This window comes from Streptomonospora nanhaiensis (assembly GCF_026642255.1).
GTDB lineage: Bacteria > Actinomycetota > Actinomycetes > Streptosporangiales > Streptosporangiaceae > Nocardiopsis > Nocardiopsis tropica.
This window is the reverse complement of the sequence record NZ_CP113264.1, coordinates 1,749,955-1,766,974: the sequence shown is the minus strand read 5'-3', so window position 1 is coordinate 1,766,974 and position 17,020 is coordinate 1,749,955. Positions and strand designations below refer to the sequence as shown.

Genomic DNA, 17,020 nt, shown 5'->3' with positions numbered 1-17,020 from the left:
GGCCCGCCCGAACGGTGGACGGTGGATCACGACGGCGCCGCCCCGGCCGCGAGGCCGGGTCGGCGCCCGTATCCGACCGACCCCCGAGAGAGGGCACACCCGTATGAACGACGCCACGCCTGTCCCCAAGAGTGTTCTGATCACCGGCGCGAGCAGCGGTATCGGCGAGGCTACCGCGCGGCGCCTCGCGGCCGACGGCCACCGCGTCTTCCTGGGCGCCCGGCGCACCGACCGCCTCACCCGCCTGGTGGACGAGCTGGCGGAGGGCGGCGCGACCGCCGCGTGCCGGCGCCTCGACGTGACCGACGCGGGCTCGGTGGACGCCTTCGTCGCCGCGGCGCGGGACGCCTTCGGCCGGGTCGACGTCCTCGTCAACAATGCCGGGGTGATGCCGCTCTCCCCGCTGTCGGCCGGCCTCACCGACGAGTGGGAGCGGATGGTCGACGTGAACGTGCGGGGCGTGCTGCACGGCATCGGCGCCGCGCTGCCGGTGATGCGGGCGCAGGGCTCCGGGCACGTGGTGAACGTGGCGTCCGTGGGCGCGTACGAGGTGTCCCCGACCGCGGCCGTCTACTGCGCGAGCAAGTTCGCCGTGCGGGCCCTGACGGAGGGGCTGCGCCAGGAGTCCGGTGGGGCGGTGCGGGTCACGCTCGTCTCGCCCGGTGTGACCGAGTCCGAGCTGGCCGACGGCATCACCGACCCCGAGGCCCGGGAGGCGATGCGGACCTACCGCGCGGTGGCCCTGCCCGCGGCGGCGGTCGCGGACGCCATCGCCTACGCGGTGTCCGCCGCGCCCGGCGTCGACGTCAACGAGATCGTGCTGCGCCCGGTCGGGAGCGCGCAGTGAGCCCGGCGCGGGACGACGGGCGGCCCGGTCCCGCGGACGTGTCCGGGCTGGTGCGGAGACTCGGCCTCCTGGAGGACCGCCTGCGCGCCCTGGAGGACCTCGCGGTCGAGGAGTCCCTGCGCGAGCTGCTGGTGCGGGGCTGGCGCGCCCTCGACGCGCGGGACTGGGACGCCTGGATCGCCTGCTGGGCGGAGGACGCGGTCCTGGAGTTCGGACCGTGGGAGGCGGTGCGCGGCCGGGAGGAGATCCTGCGCACGGTGCGGGACGCGGAGGAGCCGTACGCGCACATGCAGCACCACCTGCTGAACACGGCGTTCGAGGTGGCGGGCGACCGGGCGACGGGGATCGGCTACATGTGGTTCGTGGCGGTCGGCGAAGAGCCGGACCCGGGCGGGCCGTTCCAGATGGGCGGGCCCTACGACTGGGACTTCGTGCGGACGGACGCGGGGTGGCTGGTGGCGCGGCAGCGGCTCGGGGTGTGGTGGCGGGCCGGGGAGGACCCGGTGGGCGGACTGTCCTGAACGCGCCCTCGGGGCCGGGGCCGGGCCGCCCCGGCCCCGCCCCGGGCCGGGGCGGGGCGGGGCGGTGCCCCCGGCGCGGGGCCGGCGCACTGCCATGACGGTGCCCCGGCGGCGCGGGCCGCAGCGCCCCCGAGCCCGCGAACGTCAGGAAGGCGTCAGGATCCCGGCCCGGACCCGCATGGAAACCGTTAGGACCCGCCCCCGCGCCCCCGGGATCCCCTTCGATGGTTCCGGCGGACCGGACGCACCGGGCGCGCCGGGCGCCGGCCCCTCCCCCTCGGCTCCGGCGGGGACCGCCGGACGCGGGCCCGGCCCCGGCGGCGGGGAACCGGAACGGAAGGGGGAGGATGGAGCGGATCCCAGGGGTCCTGGTGGTCGACGACGACCTCACCGTCCGGAGGACGCTCGGCATGAACCTCCGCGCGCGGGGGTACACGCCCCTCTACGCGGCGACCGGGGAGCAGGCGCTGGCCCTGGCCGCTGAACACCGCCCCGACGCGGTCCTCCTCGACCTGTGCCTGCCGTCTCTGGGCGGGTTGGGCGTCCTGCGGAGCCTGCGTGTGTGGAGCGAGGCCCCCGTCCTGGTGGTGTCGGGCGACGACGCGCCCGCGACCAAGGTGGAGGCGCTGGACGCGGGCGCGGACGACTACGTCACCAAGCCCTTCTCCATGGGCGAGCTCTTCGCCCGCCTGCGCTCGGTCATGCGGCGGCGGGCGGCGCCGCACCCGCCCCCTCCCCCGCTCGTCACCGCGGACTTCACCATCGACTTCCGGGCCGAGCGCGTCACCCGGCAGGGGCGGCCCGTGCCCCTGACGCCCCGGCAGTGGCGCATCGTCGAGGTGCTGGCGGCCGAGCCCGGCGCCCTGGTCGCGCGGGACAGGCTGCTGCGTGAGGTGTGGGGGCCCGGGTACGGTACCGAACACCACTACCTGCGCGTGTTCATGTCCCACATCAGGAGGCGGCTGGAACCGGATCCGCGACGGCCACGCTACTTCGTCACCGAGACGGGGGCGGGGTTCCGCTTCCTGCCGGGCGAACCGCCCGGCAGGGACCGGCGGTGAACCCGGGGCCGCCCGCCCCGGGCACGTGATCCCCACGAGGAAAGGAACGACGACATGGGTATCGGCGCACGCGAGATCATGATCCTGCTGGTGATCGCGCTGCTGCTGTTCGGCGCGAGCAGGCTGCCCGCGTTGGCGCGGTCGCTCGGGCGCAGCGCGCGGATCCTCAAGGCCGAGGCCAAGGGGCTCAGCGACGAGGACGACCGCCCCGACGGGGAGGCGGCGGCTCCGCCCGGCCCCCGGGCCGGACACGAGCAGGGGCAGCCGTCGGCGGAGCGGACCGGGCACGTCCCTCCCCGCACCCCCTCCCCGGGGTACGACCGGCCCGAGCCGCACGACCCCGGTCAGCACCCGTACCACCAGGCGCGGCCTGTCCCCCGGGCCTCCCTGGAGGGGCCGGCGCACCGCCCCGAGGACGGGGAGGAGTCCCCGCAGGAGCGGCCCGCCACCGACCGCTGATCCGCGGCCGCCCCCGGCTCCGCGCGGACCGCGGGGCCGGGGGGCCGGGGCGGCGCGCAACCGCGACGGCACGGCGCACCCGCGTCGGCAGCGGCTCCGCGCCCGTGGTTGCCGCCTCGGCACGCGGGTAGACGGGTAGCGCCCGGGAACACACCCACCATCCCTCGGAGGCCCCGTGTTCGCCACCGCCGCCGCGGTCCTGTTCGGACTCGCCCTGCTCCTCGAACTCCTCGGGACGGGCATCCAGGACCTCGTCACCACGAGAACCCTCGCCCTCGCCGGCCTGCTGTGCCTCGCACTGCACGTGGCGGGCTACGGCTCCGGCTGGGGGCGCCGCCGCCGGTGACCCCGCCGGGCCACCGGTCCGGCGGCCCGGCCCCGGTGTCCGCCGGACCCGCGCACACGCCACGGGGAAACACGGTTTACTCCGGGGCGGTCCATCCCCTAAAGTGGCCCACGTCCTGTTGTCGACGACAGAGGTGGACGTTGCGCATCTGAGGTTCGCGATCACCACGCGGTACGGCCCGGCCCGTACACCGGTCACACCCCGACTGGCTTCCACGCCGTCCGTGACCCCGCGTGCTTGCGACCTCGGCGCAGGACGTCCCCGATGCTCCCGGGACACCTCCCGTCTCCTCAGACGCGGCCGCCGCGTGGTGCTCGCCCACGAAGCCACCCCTTCACAGCGCTTGCGACCGCGAGGAACACCATGCCGAGTACGCCTGCCACCGGCGTCTCCCTGACCTGCTCCGCCCTCTCCTTCCGTTGGGCGGACGGCACACCCGTCTTCGACGGGCTCTCACTCTCCGTCGGCCGGGGCCGCACCGGTCTCGTCGGGGCCAACGGCGCCGGCAAGTCCACCCTGCTGCGGCTGCTCGCCGGCCGGCTGAGTCCGGCCGGGGGCTCGGTGTCCGCCGGCGGCAGCCTGGCCTACCTTCCGCAGGACATCACCCTGGACACGTCGCTGCGCGTCGACCAGGCCCTCGGCATCGCCGAGCGGCGCGCCGCCCTGCACGCCATCGAGGCCGGTGACGCGGACGAGGCGCACTTCGACGCGGTCGGCGACGACTGGGACGTCGAGGAGCGGACCCTGGCCACCCTGGGCCCGCTCGGCCTGGGACACGTCGAGCTGGACCGCACCGTGGGGCAGATGTCCGGCGGGGAGACCGTCCTGCTGCGCCTGGCCGCCCTGCTGCTGGAGCGCCCCGACATCCTCCTCCTGGACGAGCCCACCAACAACCTCGACGTGTTCGCCCGCCGCAGGCTGTACGAGGCCGTCGACGACTGGCGCTCCGGGGTGCTGGTCGTGGTGAGCCACGACCGGGAGCTGCTGGAGCGCGTGGACCGCGTCGCCGAGCTGCGGGCGGGCTCGGTCACCTGGTACGGGGGCAACCTTTCCGCGTACGAGGAGGCGCTGGCCACCCAGCAGGAGGCGGCGGAGCGGACCCTGCGGGCCGCCGACGCGGACGTGCGCAGGCAGAAGCGCGAGCTGGAGGAGACCCGGATGAAACTGGCCCGCCGCCAGCGCAACAGCAAGCGCCTGGACGACCGGGGCGGCATCCCCAAGATCATCGCGGGAGGTCTCAAGAGGTCCGCGCAGGAGTCCGCGGGCAAGCTGCGCGGCGTGCACGAGGAGCGCCTCGACGAGGCGCGCGAGCGGCGGGAGGAGGCGGCGGACGCGGTCCGCGACGACGCGGAGATCAGGGTGGACCTCCCGCACACCGCCGTGCCCGGGAGCCGCGTGGTCCTGCGGGCACGGGGGCTGTCCCTGCCGTACGGGAGCCTGCGGGAGGGGGACCTGGAGCTGCGCGGCCCCGAGCGCGTCGCGCTGATCGGACGCAACGGGGCGGGGAAGACCACGCTGCTGCGCACGCTCTCCGGCCTGCTGGGGCCCTCCTCCGGCGAGGCCGAGGCGTTCGTGCCCCTGCGGTTCCTGCCGCAGCGCCCGGACGTGCTCGACGAGGAGCTGAGCGTGGTGGAGAACGTGTCGCGCCTGGCGCCGGGGGTCACCGACCAGCACATCCGGTCCCAGCTCGCGCGGTTCCTGTTCAAGGGCAAGCGCGCCGAGCAGCCCGCGGGCACCCTCTCGGGAGGGGAGCGCTTCCGCGCCGCCCTCGCCGCGACGATGCTCGCCGCGCCCGCCCCGCAGCTGGTCATGCTGGACGAGCCGACCAACAACCTCGACATGGCCAGCGTGCGGCAGCTCTCGGGAGCGCTCGAATCCTACGAGGGCGCGCTCGTGGTCGCCAGCCACAACCTGCCGTTCCTGGAGTCGATCGGCATCACCCGCTGGCTGCTCCTGGACGAGGAGCTGCGGGAGACCACCGCCGAGGGGGTGCGCGAGGCGCTGGCCGCGGAGGAGCGGTCCCGGCCGGTCAGCGGGTCGCGTTCGGATCCGGGCTCCGGTGAGTAGCGTGGTCGCCATGAGCAACGGAGAGAGCGCTGTTCCCGAGATCGACCCGTCCGTCCCGCCGAGCGGGACCGGCTGCCAGGAGTGCCTCGAGGGCGGGGGGTGGTGGGTGCACCTGCGCCGGTGCGCCGCCTGCGGGCACGTCGGCTGCTGCGACTCCTCGCCCGGGCGGCACGCCACGCGCCACCACGAGGGCACCGGGCACCCGATCATCCAGAGCTTCGAGCCGGGCGAGGACTGGTTCTTCGACTTCCGGGGGCAGCAGATGACGATCGGCCCGGAGCTGGCCCCGCCGAGCAGCCACCCGTCGGACCAGCCCGTTCCCGGACCGGAGGGGCGGGTCCCGCCCGACTGGACGGAGCGCGTCAACCCCTGAGGCCGGGGCGGGCGGGCCCCGGCCGCCGCACCGGCGGGCGCCGGCGGGGTGGCCCGCCGGCCCCGCGAAGGGCGCACCCCAGGTGGCGGCCGGGCCCCGCCGGGTGGCTAGGGTGCCCGTGATCCACCCTCCCGTGGGCCCCGGCAACGGCGCCGGACCATGCGCCCCGGCATCACACCTGAAAGATCAGGAGGAACCCGGCATGTTCCGCAAAGTGCTCGTGGCCAACCGGGGCGAGATCGCCATCCGCGCCCTCCGCGCCGGATACGAACTCGGCGCCCGCACCGTCGCCGTCTTCCCCCACGAGGACCGCAACTCGCTCCACCGGCTCAAGGCCGACGAGGCCTACCAGATCGGCGAGCCCGGCCACCCGGTCCGCGCCTACCTCTCCGTGGACGAGATCGTCCGCGCCGCCCGTGAGGCCGGGGCGGACGCCGTCTACCCCGGCTACGGCTTCCTGTCCGAGAACCCCGAGCTCGCCCGCTCCTGCGAGAGGGCCGGGATCACCTTCGTCGGTCCCCCCGCCGACGTGCTGGACCTGACCGGCAACAAGGCGAGCGCCGTGGCCGCGGCGAGGGCCGCGGGCGTCCCCGTCCTGGAGTCCAGCGAACCGTCCTCCGACGTGGACGAACTCGTGGCCGCCGCCGAGGGGATCGGCTTCCCGCTGTTCGTCAAGGCCGTCGCGGGCGGCGGCGGGCGCGGCATGCGCCGCGTCCCGGACGCCGGGCGGCTGCGCGAGTCGGTCGAGGCCGCGATGCGCGAGGCCACCACCGCGTTCGGGGACGCCACGGTGTTCCTGGAGAGGGCCGTGGTGAACCCCCGCCACATCGAGGTGCAGATCCTCGCCGACGGCAGCGGCGGCGTCGTCCACCTCTACGAGCGCGACTGCTCGCTCCAGCGGCGCCACCAGAAGGTCATCGAGCTCGCCCCCGCGCCCAACCTCGACCCCGGCCTGCGGGACCGCATCTGCGCCGACGCCGTGCGCTTCGCCCGGGAGATCGGCTACCGCAACGCGGGCACGGTCGAGTTCCTGGTCGGCGAGGACGGCAGCCACGTCTTCATCGAGATGAACCCGCGCATCCAGGTCGAGCACACGGTGACGGAGGAGGTCACCGACGTCGACCTGGTCCAGGCCCAGCTGAGGATCGCCTCCGGCGAGACCCTGGACGACCTCGGCATCGCCCAGGAGACCGTCTACCTGCGCGGCGCCGCGCTCCAGTGCCGCATCACCACCGAGGACCCGGCCAACGGCTTCCGCCCCGACACGGGCATCATCAGCGCCTACCGCTCCCCCGGCGGCTCGGGCATCCGCCTGGACGGCGGCACCTCGGCCGCGGGAACCGAGATCAGCCCCCACTTCGACTCCCTGCTGGTCAAGCTGACCTGCCGCGGCCGGGACCTGGCCACGGCGGTGAGCCGGGCCAGGAGGGCCGTGGCCGAGTTCCGCATCCGCGGCATCGCCACCAACATCCCCTTCCTCCAGGCGGTGCTGGAGGACCCCGACTTCCAGGCCGGGAGGGCCACCACCTCCTTCATCGAGGAGCGGCCGCAGCTGCTGACCGCCCGGCCCTCCGCCGACCGCGGCACCCGGCTGCTCACCTACCTGGCCGACGTGACCGTGAACAAGCCGCACGGGGAGCGCCCGCACCTGGTGGACCCGGCCACGAAGCTGCCGGCGCTGCCCGCCGGCTCCCCGCCCCCGGGGACGCGCCAGCGCCTGGCCGAGCTGGGACCGGAGGGGTTCTCGCGCTGGCTGCGCGACTCGCCGCGTCTGGGGGTCACCGACACGACGTTCCGGGACGCCCACCAGTCCCTGCTGGCCACCCGGGTCCGCACCAGGGACCTGCTCGCGGTGGCGCCCGCGGTCGCGCACACCATGCCCGAACTGCTGTCCCTGGAGGCCTGGGGCGGCGCCACCTACGACGTGGCCCTGCGCTTCCTGGCCGAGGACCCCTGGGAGCGGCTGGCCGCGCTCCGCGAGGCCGTGCCCAACATCTGCCTCCAGATGCTGCTGCGCGGGCGCAACACCGTGGGCTACACCCCCTACCCGACCGAGGTGACCGACGCCTTCGTCAGGGAGGCCGCCGCCACGGGCGTGGACATCTTCCGCATCTTCGACGCCCTCAACGACGTCGAGCAGATGCGCCCGGCCATCGAGGCGGTACGCGCGACCGGCACCGGGGTCGCGGAGGTGGCGCTGTGCTACACCTCCGACCTGTCCGACCCCTCGGAGAAGCTGTACACGCTGGACTACTACCTGAGGCTCGCCGAGCGGATCGTCGCCGCGGGCGCGCACGTGATCGCGGTCAAGGACATGGCCGGGCTGCTGCGCGCCCCGGCCGCGGCACGGCTGGTCTCGGCCCTGCGCCGTGAGTTCGAGCTGCCGGTGCACGTCCACACGCACGACACGACGGGCGGCCAGCTGGCCACCTACCTCGCGGCGGTCGACGCGGGCGCGGACGCCGTGGACGGGGCCGTGTCGTCGATGGCGGGCACGACCTCGCAGCCGTCGCTGTCGGCCGTCGTGGCCGCCTTCGACCACACCGGGCGCGCCACCGGCCTGAGCCTGGACGCGGTCAACGAGATGGAGCCGTACTGGGAGGCCGTGCGCCGGGTCTACGCGCCCTTCGAGGCCGGGCTGACCTCGCCGACGGGGCGGGTCTACCACCACGAGATCCCGGGCGGCCAGCTGTCCAACCTGCGCACCCAGGCGGTCGCGCTGGGGCTGGGCGACCACTTCGAGGACGTGGAGGCGATGTACGCCGCCGCCGACCGGATGCTCGGCCACCTCGTGAAGGTCACGCCCTCCTCCAAGGTGGTGGGCGACCTGGCCCTGCACCTGGTCGGCGCCGGGGTGGACCCGGCCGACTTCGAGGCCGATCCGGGCAGGTTCGACGTGCCGGACTCGGTGGTCGGGTTCCTGCGCGGTGAGCTGGGCGTCCCGCCCGGCGGCTGGCCCGAGCCCTTCCGCACGCGGGCCCTGGCCGGCCGCGCGGAGGCGCGCCCCGTGGCGGAGCTGACCGAGGAGGACAGGGCCGGTCTGGCCGAGAACACCCGGGCGACGCTCAACCGGCTGCTGTTCCCCGGCCCGACCAGGGAGTTCGAGGAGCACCGCGACGCCTACGGCGACACCAGCGTGCTGTCCAGCGCGGACTTCTTCTACGGCCTGCGCGCCGGGGAGGAGCACTCGGTCGACCTGTCACCGGGCGTGCGGCTCCTGATCGAGCTGGAGGCCCTGGGCGAGGCCGACGAGCGCGGGGTGCGCACGGTGATGGCGACCCTCAACGACCAGTTGCGGCCGCTCCAGATCCGGGACCGGGCGCTGGCGTCGAAGGTGCGCACGGCGGAGAAGGCGAACAGGTCCGACGCGGGGCACGTCGCCGCTCCCTTCGCGGGCGTGGTCACGCTGGCCGTCGCCGAGGGCGACGAGGTCGAGGCCGGTGCGACGGTGGCCACCATCGAGGCGATGAAGATGGAGGCCTCGATCACCGCGCCGAAGGCGGGGACCGTGTCCCGTCTGGCGATCGACACCGTGGCCCGGGTGGAGGGCGGCGACCTGCTGGTCTGCCTCGCCTGACACCGTCCGCCGGGCCGCCCGCACGGCGGCCCGGCGCCGGGGGCCGGGGGCCGGGGCCTCCGAGGCCGCACGGGTCCCCGCCGCCCGGACCGGGGCGACGGGGTTCGGGACGGCGCCCGCGGGGGACGTGCGGGCGGCCGGAGCCGGTCGGCCGGTCGGGGTCCGCTCCGGCCGGCCGCGTACCCTCGAAGCGTGACGACAACACTCGATTCCGTCGACCCCGGGGTCGCGGCGGCCCGGATGCGCGAGGTCCTGGGTCCGGGCCCGGTGGTCGCGCTGACCGGGGCGGGTGTCTCCACGGACTCCGGGATCCCCGACTACCGTGGCCCCGGTTCCCCGCCGCGCAAGCCGATGACGTACCAGCAGTTCGTCGGCGACGCCGCGTTCCGCCGCCACTACTGGGCCCGCAACCACGTCGGCTGGCGCCACGTGCACCGCACCCGGCCCAACGACGGGCACCGGGCGCTGGCCGACCTGGAGGCGGCGGGCGCGGTGTCCGCCGTCATCACGCAGAACGTGGACACCCTGCACGAGGCGGCGGGCAGCCGGAGGGTGGTCGACCTGCACGGCCGCTACGACCGGGTGGTCTGCCTGGGCTGCTCCGAGGTCGTCAGCCGGGCGAGCCTGGCCGAGCGCCTCTCGGCCCTGAACCCCGGCTTCGCGGACGGCGTCGCCGACGTCGAGGTGGCGCCGGACGCGGACGCGGTCCTCGCGTCCACCGAGGGGTTCCGGGTGGCCGACTGCGGGGCCTGCGGGGGCATGCTCAAGCCGGACATCGTGTACTTCGGCGAGAACGTGCCCAAGTCGCGTGTGATGGAGGGCTACCGACTCGTGGACGACGCGTCGGCCCTGCTGGTGGCGGGTTCGTCGCTGACGGTCTTCTCGGGGCGCAGGTACGTCAAGCGCGCCGTCGAGCAGGGCAAGCCGGTGGTGATCCTGAACAGGGGGGAGACCCGTGCGGACGGCGTGGCCGCGCTCACGGTGGACGCGGGCTGCTCCCAGGTCCTGCGCTCCCTCGCCGGCGCCTACACCGCCTGACCCGTCCCCGGGGCCGGGACGGCGCCCGCCGCCGTGGCGTGCCGCCCCGGAGCCGCCGGGCGCCGCGCCCTCGCCGCCCCGGCCGCTCCTTCGGGCCGGGAGGGCGCCGGCTACTCCGACCCGCCCTCCGCCTCGACGTGGGCGAGGAAGTCCAGGAGGGCCGCGTTGACCTCGTCCGGCCGCTCCTGCTGCGTCCAGTGGCCGCAGCCGGGCAGGGTGACGTCCGCGTGCAGCCGGGGGGCGATCAGGGGCAGGACCTCCCGCAGCTCCGGGATCCCCCGCATGACGGTCACCAGGTCCATGTCCCCCACCATGTAGAGCGCGGGGACGTCGATGCCGCGCCCCTGGAAGGGGGCCATGAGCTCCTGGTTGCGCTCGGTGTTGCGGTACCAGTCGAGCCCGCCGGTGAAGGCCCGGGCCCCGTGCGCCGCGTGGTCGCGGGCGAAGGCCGCCACGTCCTCCTCGGTGAGCCAGGAGGGCAGCTCGTCCGCCGGCGGCAGGGCGTCCAGGAGCGTCCCGCCCTCCGGGACCATCCACAGGCGGGGCTCGTCCGTCTCGGGGTTGTCGCCGGAGGCGCCGACCAGGATGCGGCGCATGAACGAGGCGATATCGGCGGCCAGTTCGGCGTCGGCGCGCCCGGGCTCCTGGAAGTAGACCTGGTAGAAGCCCTCCCCGTACATGTGGCGGTTGGCCGAGGGCGTGGGCATCATCGCGGGCGGGAACGGCGGGACGCTCAGTCCCGCGACGCCGCGGACGAGGTCGGGCCGCATCATGGCGGTGGCCCAGGCCACGGGGGCGCCCCAGTCGTGTCCGACGAGGACGGCCTCCTTCTCGCCGAGCGCGGCGATCAGGCCGACGACGTCGCCGACCAGGTGCGGCAGCGTGTAGGCGGCGACGTCCTCGGGCCGGTCGCTGCGGGCGTAGCCGCGCTGGTCGGGGGCGACCACCCGGTACCCGGCCCCGACGAGCGGGTCGAACTGGTGGCGCCAGGAGTACCAGGTCTCGGGGAAGCCGTGCAGGAGCAGCACGAGCGGGCCGCTCCCCTGCTCGGCGACGTGCAGCCGTATCCCGTTGACCTCGATGTCCCTGTGTTCGACGTTCATCGTGTGCTCCTTGGTGCCGTGGGCAACAGTGCTGGACACGCTATCCCAGGCGCAGCAGGCCTTCCCGGCCCCTTGAGGGGGGCGGGAGGCGGTGCCGTGGGCCGCGGGGTCAGCCCGTGGCGGGGCTCCCGTCCACGGCGGCGGCCCGGCGGTCGAGGAGGGCCAGCACCCTCTCCCCCCAGCGGATGTTCTCCTCCTCCAGGGAGATCCCGCCCAGGAGGGTGAGGTAGGGGCCGATCCGCTCGGCGCGGGCGACGTGCTCGTCCTCGGTGCGCCCGTCGAGAAGTCGCAGGCGCAGGCGTTCGTAGCGGGCCAGCTTGCCGCGCGCCCACGCGACCCGCTCGGCGACGGAGGCGCGGACGGCGTCCGCGTCGCCCGCGTCCACCGCTTGGAGCTGGACGAGGAGTTCGTCGCGCATCGCGGCGGGGCGGGGACTGCGCTCCGTGTACTCGCGCAGTGCCCGGTGCCCGGCGGCGGTCAGGGAGAAGACCCGCTTGTCGGGGCGCCTCTCCTGGCGGACGACGACGGCGTCGATCAGCCCGTCCGCCTCCATCCGGTCCAGCTCGCGGTAGAGCTGCTGGGGGGTGGCCATCCAGAAGTTGGCCACGGAGGCGTCGAAGTTCTTCGCCAGGTCGTATCCGGACGCCGCGCCGTCCAGCAGCGCGGCCATCACAGCGTTGCGCAGTGCCATCCGGGCAGCATAGCCCTTCGATGGTCAACGACGCGTGTAGACAACTCGTTGTCCTGCGCGGGCGGCCCCGGCAGGTCGTGGACCGGCCTGTCCACAACGCGGTCCGGCGCTCACGCCCCGGCTCACACGAGCACCACGAGGGCGAGCCCGAGCACGAGGAGGACCGCGCCGCCGGCCGCGGAGGCCCTGCGCGTGCCGGCCGCCCCGTCCTCGCCGTGCCGGGGCAGCTCCGGCCAGCGGAGCGCCGCACCGGACAGCGCCGCCGCCACCGGGAGGACCACCAGCCACCACAGGGCCCCGGGCAGGTGGCCCCACTGCACGAAGACGAGGAGCAGGAGGGCCGCCGCGGCGAGGTGGAGCGCACGGGACAGGGCGTCCCAGCGGTCCGCGAAGCGGAGGCGGCCCCTGCCGCGCCAGCCGCGGAGCGCGATCAGCGCGGCGTCCAGCGCGAGCCAGGCGACGAGGGCGACGCCGACGACGACGGGGAGCCAGGCGGTCACGCGTCCTCCAGGAGCAGGGTGATGCCGATGTCGTCCACCGGCAGGGAGGAATCGGCCAGGACGACGACCGCCCGGCCTCCCTCCCGGTCCAGGGCGAACATCGAGGAGAACCCGCCGGTGCCTCCGTTGTGCCAGGTCACCGCGGTTCCGTCGTGGTCGTCGATCCACCAGCCGAGGCCGACCTCGCCGCCGTCCCCCGCGTCCCAGCGCGGTTCCATGGCGTCGGCGCCGGGGGCGGCCCCCTCCAGCAGGGCGCGGGCCAGGAGCTCCATGTCCCCGGGGGTGGACCGCACGCCGCCCATCGGGGCGTAGGCGTGGGAGGTCCACGGATCGGCGGTGCGCCCCCGGGCCCCGTGTCCGACGGACGCGTCCTCGGGGAGGCCGTCCGGGGTGACGGGCAGCGTGGTCGCGTCCATGCCCACCGGCTCGAGGAGCCGCTCCCGCAGCAGGGTGCGGTAGTCGGTGCCCGCGGCCTCGGCCACGGCCTGGCCGAGGACGGCCGCACCCATGTTGGAGTAGGCGACCTCACCGCGGCCCTCCGTCCCGGCCGCGGCGACCTGGGCGACGAGCGCGGCCCGGTCGGCCCGGTAGGGATCGCTCCCCCGGTAGGCCGCGACGGCCGTGCCGACGCTCTCGGCGAGGCCCGTGGGGAGGCGGGGCAGGCCGGAGCGGTGGCTCGCCAGCTCCGCGAGGGTGACCGACGCGGCGGGCGCGTCCCCCAGGTCGAGGATCGCGCCGAGTTCGGTGTCCTCGGCGACCTCGCCCCTCTCCACGGCGTCGGCCAGGAGAAGGGCGGTCATGCCCTTGGTCACCGAGCCGATCTCGTAGACGGTGCCGCCGTCGGCGCCGAAGTGGGCGACGCGGGTCCGGTCTCCGTCGATCACCACGACGCTGGCGCGCTCGCGCGCGTCCGCGGCCAGCAGGGGGCGGGCCCGGTCGAGCAGGCCGGGGTCCCCCGCCTCCCGGTCCGACAGGGACGGGACCTGCGGGCGCGCGGCGAATCCGAGCAGCAGGACAAGGACGGCCACGGCGCAGGCGGCCGCGACGCCGGGCCCGCGCCCGGCCGCGCCCCCTCCCGCGGCGTTCAGGAGGCACCGCCCGCGGCGGTGAGGACGGCCAGCAGGGGGACGACCCGCTCCGGGGGGACGATGTAGTGCCCGCGCCGGACGGTGGTGAGCCACCCGGCCGCCACGAGCAGGTTGACGTGGTGGTAGATCTGGCCGGTGGTACCGAAGCCGGAGAGCTCGGCCAGGCCGGCCACGGTCCCCGTGCCCTCCCAGACCGCGTGCAGCAGGTGGAGCCGGACGGGGTGGCCCAGGGCGTCGAGGACGGCGGCCGCGCGGGACCAGTCGGCCCCGGCCAGCCGGTCCACGGGCAGGCCCTGCTGCCACTCGATCGCGTCCTCGCCGTCCCCGTCCCGGACGATGCCGGCGAAGACCACGGCCCCCCGCCCCGCGGCGTGCCCCCGGAGCGCCTCCAGGGCGAAGAACGCTCCCCCGGGCGCCCCTTCCGTGCCCCCGCCTCCCCCGGGCGGCGCGGGCGCCGCCTCGGCCCGGCCCTCCAGTTCGGCGACCCGGGCCTCCAGGTCGGCCAGACGCTGCTCGGTCGTTCGGTCCACCACGCCCCCAGGTAATTCGAAATTCCGTAACTACGTAAAAACCATCTTACCCCCGTACGGAACGCGTCCGGCCCCACCCCTCGGCGACACGGGAGATTTGCCCTATCGGGTACGAACAGTGAGATACCGATGACCGGCAGGGGCTGATCATGGAGGGGCGGCGCGCGACCCGCGCACACGCCAGGGACACCCGAGGGGCCGCCCCTGCCCGGACAGGCACCACCCCGGGCGCCCGGGCGGCCGGTGAGGAGCCGACATGCGGACAGAGGCAGCCAACGGCTGGCAGTTCTTCGTCGCCACACTCTTGATCGTCATCGGGGCGGTCAACATCATCCAGGGGATGGTGGCGCTGTTCTCCCCCGACTTCTACATCGCCACGGGCACGGACATGCTCTTCCTCGAGTACGGGTCCTGGGGCGTCCTGCTCGGGCTGTGGGGCGCGGTCATGGTCGCCGCAGGCGTCGCCGTGCTGTCCGGCCGCACCTGGGCGCGGGTGTTCGGCATCGTCCTCGCCTCCCTGAACGCCCTCGCGCAGCTGGCCTTCGTGGTGGCCATGCCCCTGTGGTCGATGGTGGCCATCGCCGTGGACATCCTGGTGATCTACGGGCTGACCGCGGGCTGGCCGACCCGGGCGGGGGACGCGTCCCCGCAGTCCGACGAGGCCGTCTACCGCAGCGGCTACCGGGCGTCCCACGAGGCGCCGCGCCCGACGCGTTCGCCGGAGCAGCGCACCGGCGGGCAGCAGACCACGGGCCAGGGCTCCTGACCTCGGCCGCGACCGCCCCCGTTCCGCGGACGGGGGCGGTTCCGCGCGTCCGCGCCCGCTGCCGGAGGAGGCGGGCACACGCTCCCGGGCGCGACCCCCGGGGAGCGGTCGGCCCCGGGAGGGCGCGCGGCCCGGGGCGCGCCCGCCGGCTCAGTCCCCGTACAGCGCCGCCAGCGCGTCACCGTACCTCTCCCGGACGACCCGCCGCCGGAGCTTGAGCGACGGCGTCAGCTCACCGGTGTCCGGCCCCCACTCCTCGGCGAGCGACCTGTGGGCCTTGACCTGCTCGGCCCGGTTGAGCCGCCTGTTGGCCGCCTCGACCGCGCGCCCCAGCTCCGCCGCCACCTCCGGGTGGGCGGCCAGCGCCTCCCAGTCCCCGCCGGTGTCGATGCCCCGCGCCTCGGCCCACACCGGAGCCGTCTCGCGGTCCAGCACGAGCAGCGCCACGAGGTAGGGCCGCCGGTCGCCGTGGGCGTACGCCTGGCCGATCAGCGGGTGCTCCTTCAGCGTGTTCTCCACGAGGGCCGGCGAGATGTTCTTGCCGTTGGAGGTGACGATCAGCTCCTTCTTGCGGTCGGTGATCCACAGGTAGCCGTCCTCGTCCAGGCGCCCCACGTCGCCGGTGGCGAACCACCCGTCGGCGTCGGCGGCGGGCAGGATCCGCCCGTCCGGCCCCAGGTAGCCGCCGAACACCGACTCCCCCCGCAGCAGGATCTCGCCGTCGTCGGCGAGGCGCAGCTCCACACTGTCGATGGGGCGGCCCACCGAACCCAGCCGGAACCCCGAGGAGGGGGCGTTGGCCGTGGCCACGCCCACGGACTCGGTCAGCCCCCAGGCGTCCATGACCAGGATCCCCAGGCCCGCCCAGAACCGCACGACGTCCATCGGCATGGGCGCCGACGCGCTCGACGCCCAGGCGACCCGGTCCAGGCCGACCCCGGCCAGCAGGGGCCGGAAGACCTGTGCCCTGGCCTCGTCGAAGCGCTCCTGGAGTTCGGCGGGCACCCGACCGCCCCGCTCCCGCACCTCCGCGTGCTCGGTGGCGACGGCCATCGCCGCCTCCACCGCGGCGCGCCCCTCCGCCGGCAGCCGGGCGATCCCCGCCCGCAGGGCCGACGCCAGCTTCTCCCACACCCGCGGGACGCCGAAGAACTGGGGCGGGCGCACCGCCCGGAGGACGCCCACCACGTCCCCCGGGTCCGGGCACATCCACACGTGGGAGGCGCGCAGCACCGGGAGGTAGATGCCGAGGACCCGCTCGGCGATGTGGGCCAGCGGGAGGTAGCAGATGTGGTCGGGGAACTCCGGCAGGTCCACGACCGCGTCCACGGCGGCGGCGTTGGCGAGCATGCCGCTGTGGGTGATCGCCACGCCCTTCGGGTCCCCGGTCGTCCCCGACGTGTAGAGGACGGTGAGCAGGTCGTCGGGGGCCAGGTCCCGCCACCGGCCGAACGCGGCGCCGGCCGGGGCTCCGAGCAGGTCCCCGTAGGCGGTGTGGCCGCGCCCGGTGTCGGCCCCCTCGACCACGACCAGGGTCGCCAGGGGCGTGTCGGGGTCGGCGACCAGGTGCTCCCAGGCGGCCGCGGTCGCGGCGCTCTCGACCACCGCGAGCCGGGCCCGGCTGTGCCGGACGATGTGGGCCACCTGTTCCGGCGCGGCGGTGTTGTAGACGGAGGTGGGGACGGCGCCCGCGTGGACCACGGCGAGGTCGCAGAGCCAGTGCTCCGGCCGGTTGCCCATCATCAGCAGGACGTGGTCGCCGGGTTCGACGCCGTGGGCGGCGAAGCCCTCGGTGAGCTCGCCGACCCGGTCGCGGACCTGGGACCAGGTGAGCGTGGACCACCCGGGGGATCCGGCCGGGGCTCCGGTTCCGGTTCCGCGCCAGGACAGCGCGGGCGCTTCGGGGTGCTCGGCCGCGGTGCGCGCGAGCAGGCTCGGAAGGGTTCGGTCGGTGGGGACAGTGGGGGGCATGCGTGCTCCTGGCGGTCGTCCTGACACTGTGACCTGAAACACGCCGGACTTTATCATTTCCCCTGCCGCGCGGATATTCTCC

16 protein-coding genes and 1 pseudogene are annotated in these 17,020 nt (G+C 75.2%); 11 read left to right on the top strand and 6 right to left on the bottom strand.

Translation table 11 applies throughout. The annotated features are described in order from the left end of the window. Nucleotides 1–103: 103 nt before the first annotated feature. The 10 genes and pseudogenes from OUQ99_RS07795 to OUQ99_RS07755 all read left to right on the top strand — a co-directional run bounded on the left by OUQ99_RS07795 (nt 104) and on the right by OUQ99_RS07755 (nt 10,289). Nucleotides 104–847, top strand: a complete 744-nt coding sequence (locus tag OUQ99_RS07795) for an SDR family oxidoreductase (RefSeq protein WP_267948754.1) — start codon at nt 104–106, stop codon at nt 845–847. After that, nucleotides 844–1,368 (top strand): nuclear transport factor 2 family protein, encoded by a 525-nt coding sequence (locus OUQ99_RS07790; RefSeq protein WP_267948753.1) that lies wholly within the window; start codon nt 844–846, stop codon nt 1,366–1,368. The genes OUQ99_RS07795 and OUQ99_RS07790 overlap by 4 nt, the downstream gene beginning before the upstream one ends. Before the next feature lie 347 nt (nt 1,369–1,715). Beyond that, nucleotides 1,716–2,429: a response regulator gene (locus OUQ99_RS07785; RefSeq protein ID WP_276567189.1), complete on the top strand. Its 714-nt coding sequence runs from the start codon at nt 1,716–1,718 to the stop codon at nt 2,427–2,429. 54 nt (nt 2,430–2,483) lie between these two features. Then, nucleotides 2,484–2,888, top strand: a complete 405-nt coding sequence (locus OUQ99_RS07780; RefSeq protein ID WP_267948752.1) for a twin-arginine translocase TatA/TatE family subunit — start codon at nt 2,484–2,486, stop codon at nt 2,886–2,888. Nucleotides 2,889–3,063: 175 nt separating this feature from the next. Continuing rightward, on the top strand, nt 3,064–3,234 hold the full coding sequence (locus OUQ99_RS07775) for a hypothetical protein (protein ID WP_267948751.1): 171 nt from the start codon (nt 3,064–3,066) through the stop codon (nt 3,232–3,234). Between the two features lie 264 nt (nt 3,235–3,498). After that, nucleotides 3,499–4,209 (top strand): annotated as a pseudogene (locus tag OUQ99_RS31645) (ATP-binding cassette domain-containing protein); the annotation flags it as partial. Nucleotides 4,210–4,392: 183 nt separating this feature from the next. Then, nucleotides 4,393–5,301 carry an ATP-binding cassette domain-containing protein gene (locus OUQ99_RS31640; RefSeq protein ID WP_431061520.1) on the top strand — a complete coding sequence of 303 codons (909 nt, stop codon included), beginning with the start codon at nt 4,393–4,395 and terminating at the stop codon, nt 5,299–5,301. Nucleotides 5,302–5,311: 10 nt separating this feature from the next. Then, nucleotides 5,312–5,674: a UBP-type zinc finger domain-containing protein gene (locus tag OUQ99_RS07765; RefSeq protein WP_267948749.1), complete on the top strand. Its 363-nt coding sequence runs from the start codon at nt 5,312–5,314 to the stop codon at nt 5,672–5,674. A gap of 202 nt (nt 5,675–5,876) precedes the next feature. Further along, nucleotides 5,877–9,251, top strand: coding sequence for a pyruvate carboxylase (locus tag OUQ99_RS07760; RefSeq protein ID WP_267948748.1), 3,375 nt, complete (start codon nt 5,877–5,879; stop codon nt 9,249–9,251). 192 nt (nt 9,252–9,443) lie between these two features. Next, nucleotides 9,444–10,289, top strand: coding sequence for an NAD-dependent protein deacetylase (locus tag OUQ99_RS07755; protein WP_267948747.1), 846 nt, complete (start codon nt 9,444–9,446; stop codon nt 10,287–10,289). A gap of 110 nt (nt 10,290–10,399) precedes the next feature. On the opposite strand, the gene OUQ99_RS07750 is transcribed toward OUQ99_RS07755, so the two are convergent. From OUQ99_RS07750 to OUQ99_RS07730, 5 genes are all read right to left on the bottom strand, one after another. Further along, entirely contained in the window at nt 10,400–11,392 is a 993-nt protein-coding gene (locus OUQ99_RS07750) for an alpha/beta fold hydrolase (protein WP_267948746.1), read from the bottom strand. Nucleotides 11,393–11,501: 109 nt separating this feature from the next. After that, nucleotides 11,502–12,083, bottom strand: coding sequence for a PadR family transcriptional regulator (locus OUQ99_RS07745; RefSeq protein WP_267948745.1), 582 nt, complete (start codon nt 12,081–12,083; stop codon nt 11,502–11,504). Nucleotides 12,084–12,205: 122 nt separating this feature from the next. Next, complete coding sequence (locus OUQ99_RS07740; RefSeq protein ID WP_267948744.1) at nt 12,206–12,583, bottom strand: hypothetical protein; 378 nt, start codon at nt 12,581–12,583, stop codon at nt 12,206–12,208. Next, nucleotides 12,580–13,611 (bottom strand): serine hydrolase domain-containing protein, encoded by a 1,032-nt coding sequence (locus tag OUQ99_RS07735; protein ID WP_267948743.1) that lies wholly within the window; start codon nt 13,609–13,611, stop codon nt 12,580–12,582. Before OUQ99_RS07735 ends, OUQ99_RS07740 begins: the two co-directional genes overlap by 4 nt. Nucleotides 13,612–13,667: 56 nt before the next feature. Continuing rightward, a complete protein-coding gene (locus OUQ99_RS07730) occupies nt 13,668–14,201 on the bottom strand; it encodes an ArsR/SmtB family transcription factor (RefSeq protein WP_267950292.1) in 534 nt (177 codons plus the stop codon). A 256-nt stretch (nt 14,202–14,457) separates the two neighbouring features. Between OUQ99_RS07730 and OUQ99_RS07725 the strand changes: the two genes are divergently transcribed. Next, entirely contained in the window at nt 14,458–14,967 is a 510-nt protein-coding gene (locus OUQ99_RS07725) for a DUF7144 family membrane protein (protein ID WP_267948742.1), read from the top strand. A 150-nt stretch (nt 14,968–15,117) separates the two neighbouring features. On the opposite strand, the gene OUQ99_RS07720 is transcribed toward OUQ99_RS07725, so the two are convergent. After that, nucleotides 15,118–16,938: an AMP-dependent synthetase/ligase gene (locus tag OUQ99_RS07720; protein ID WP_267948741.1), complete on the bottom strand. Its 1,821-nt coding sequence runs from the start codon at nt 16,936–16,938 to the stop codon at nt 15,118–15,120. Nucleotides 16,939–17,020: the final 82 nt, after the last annotated feature.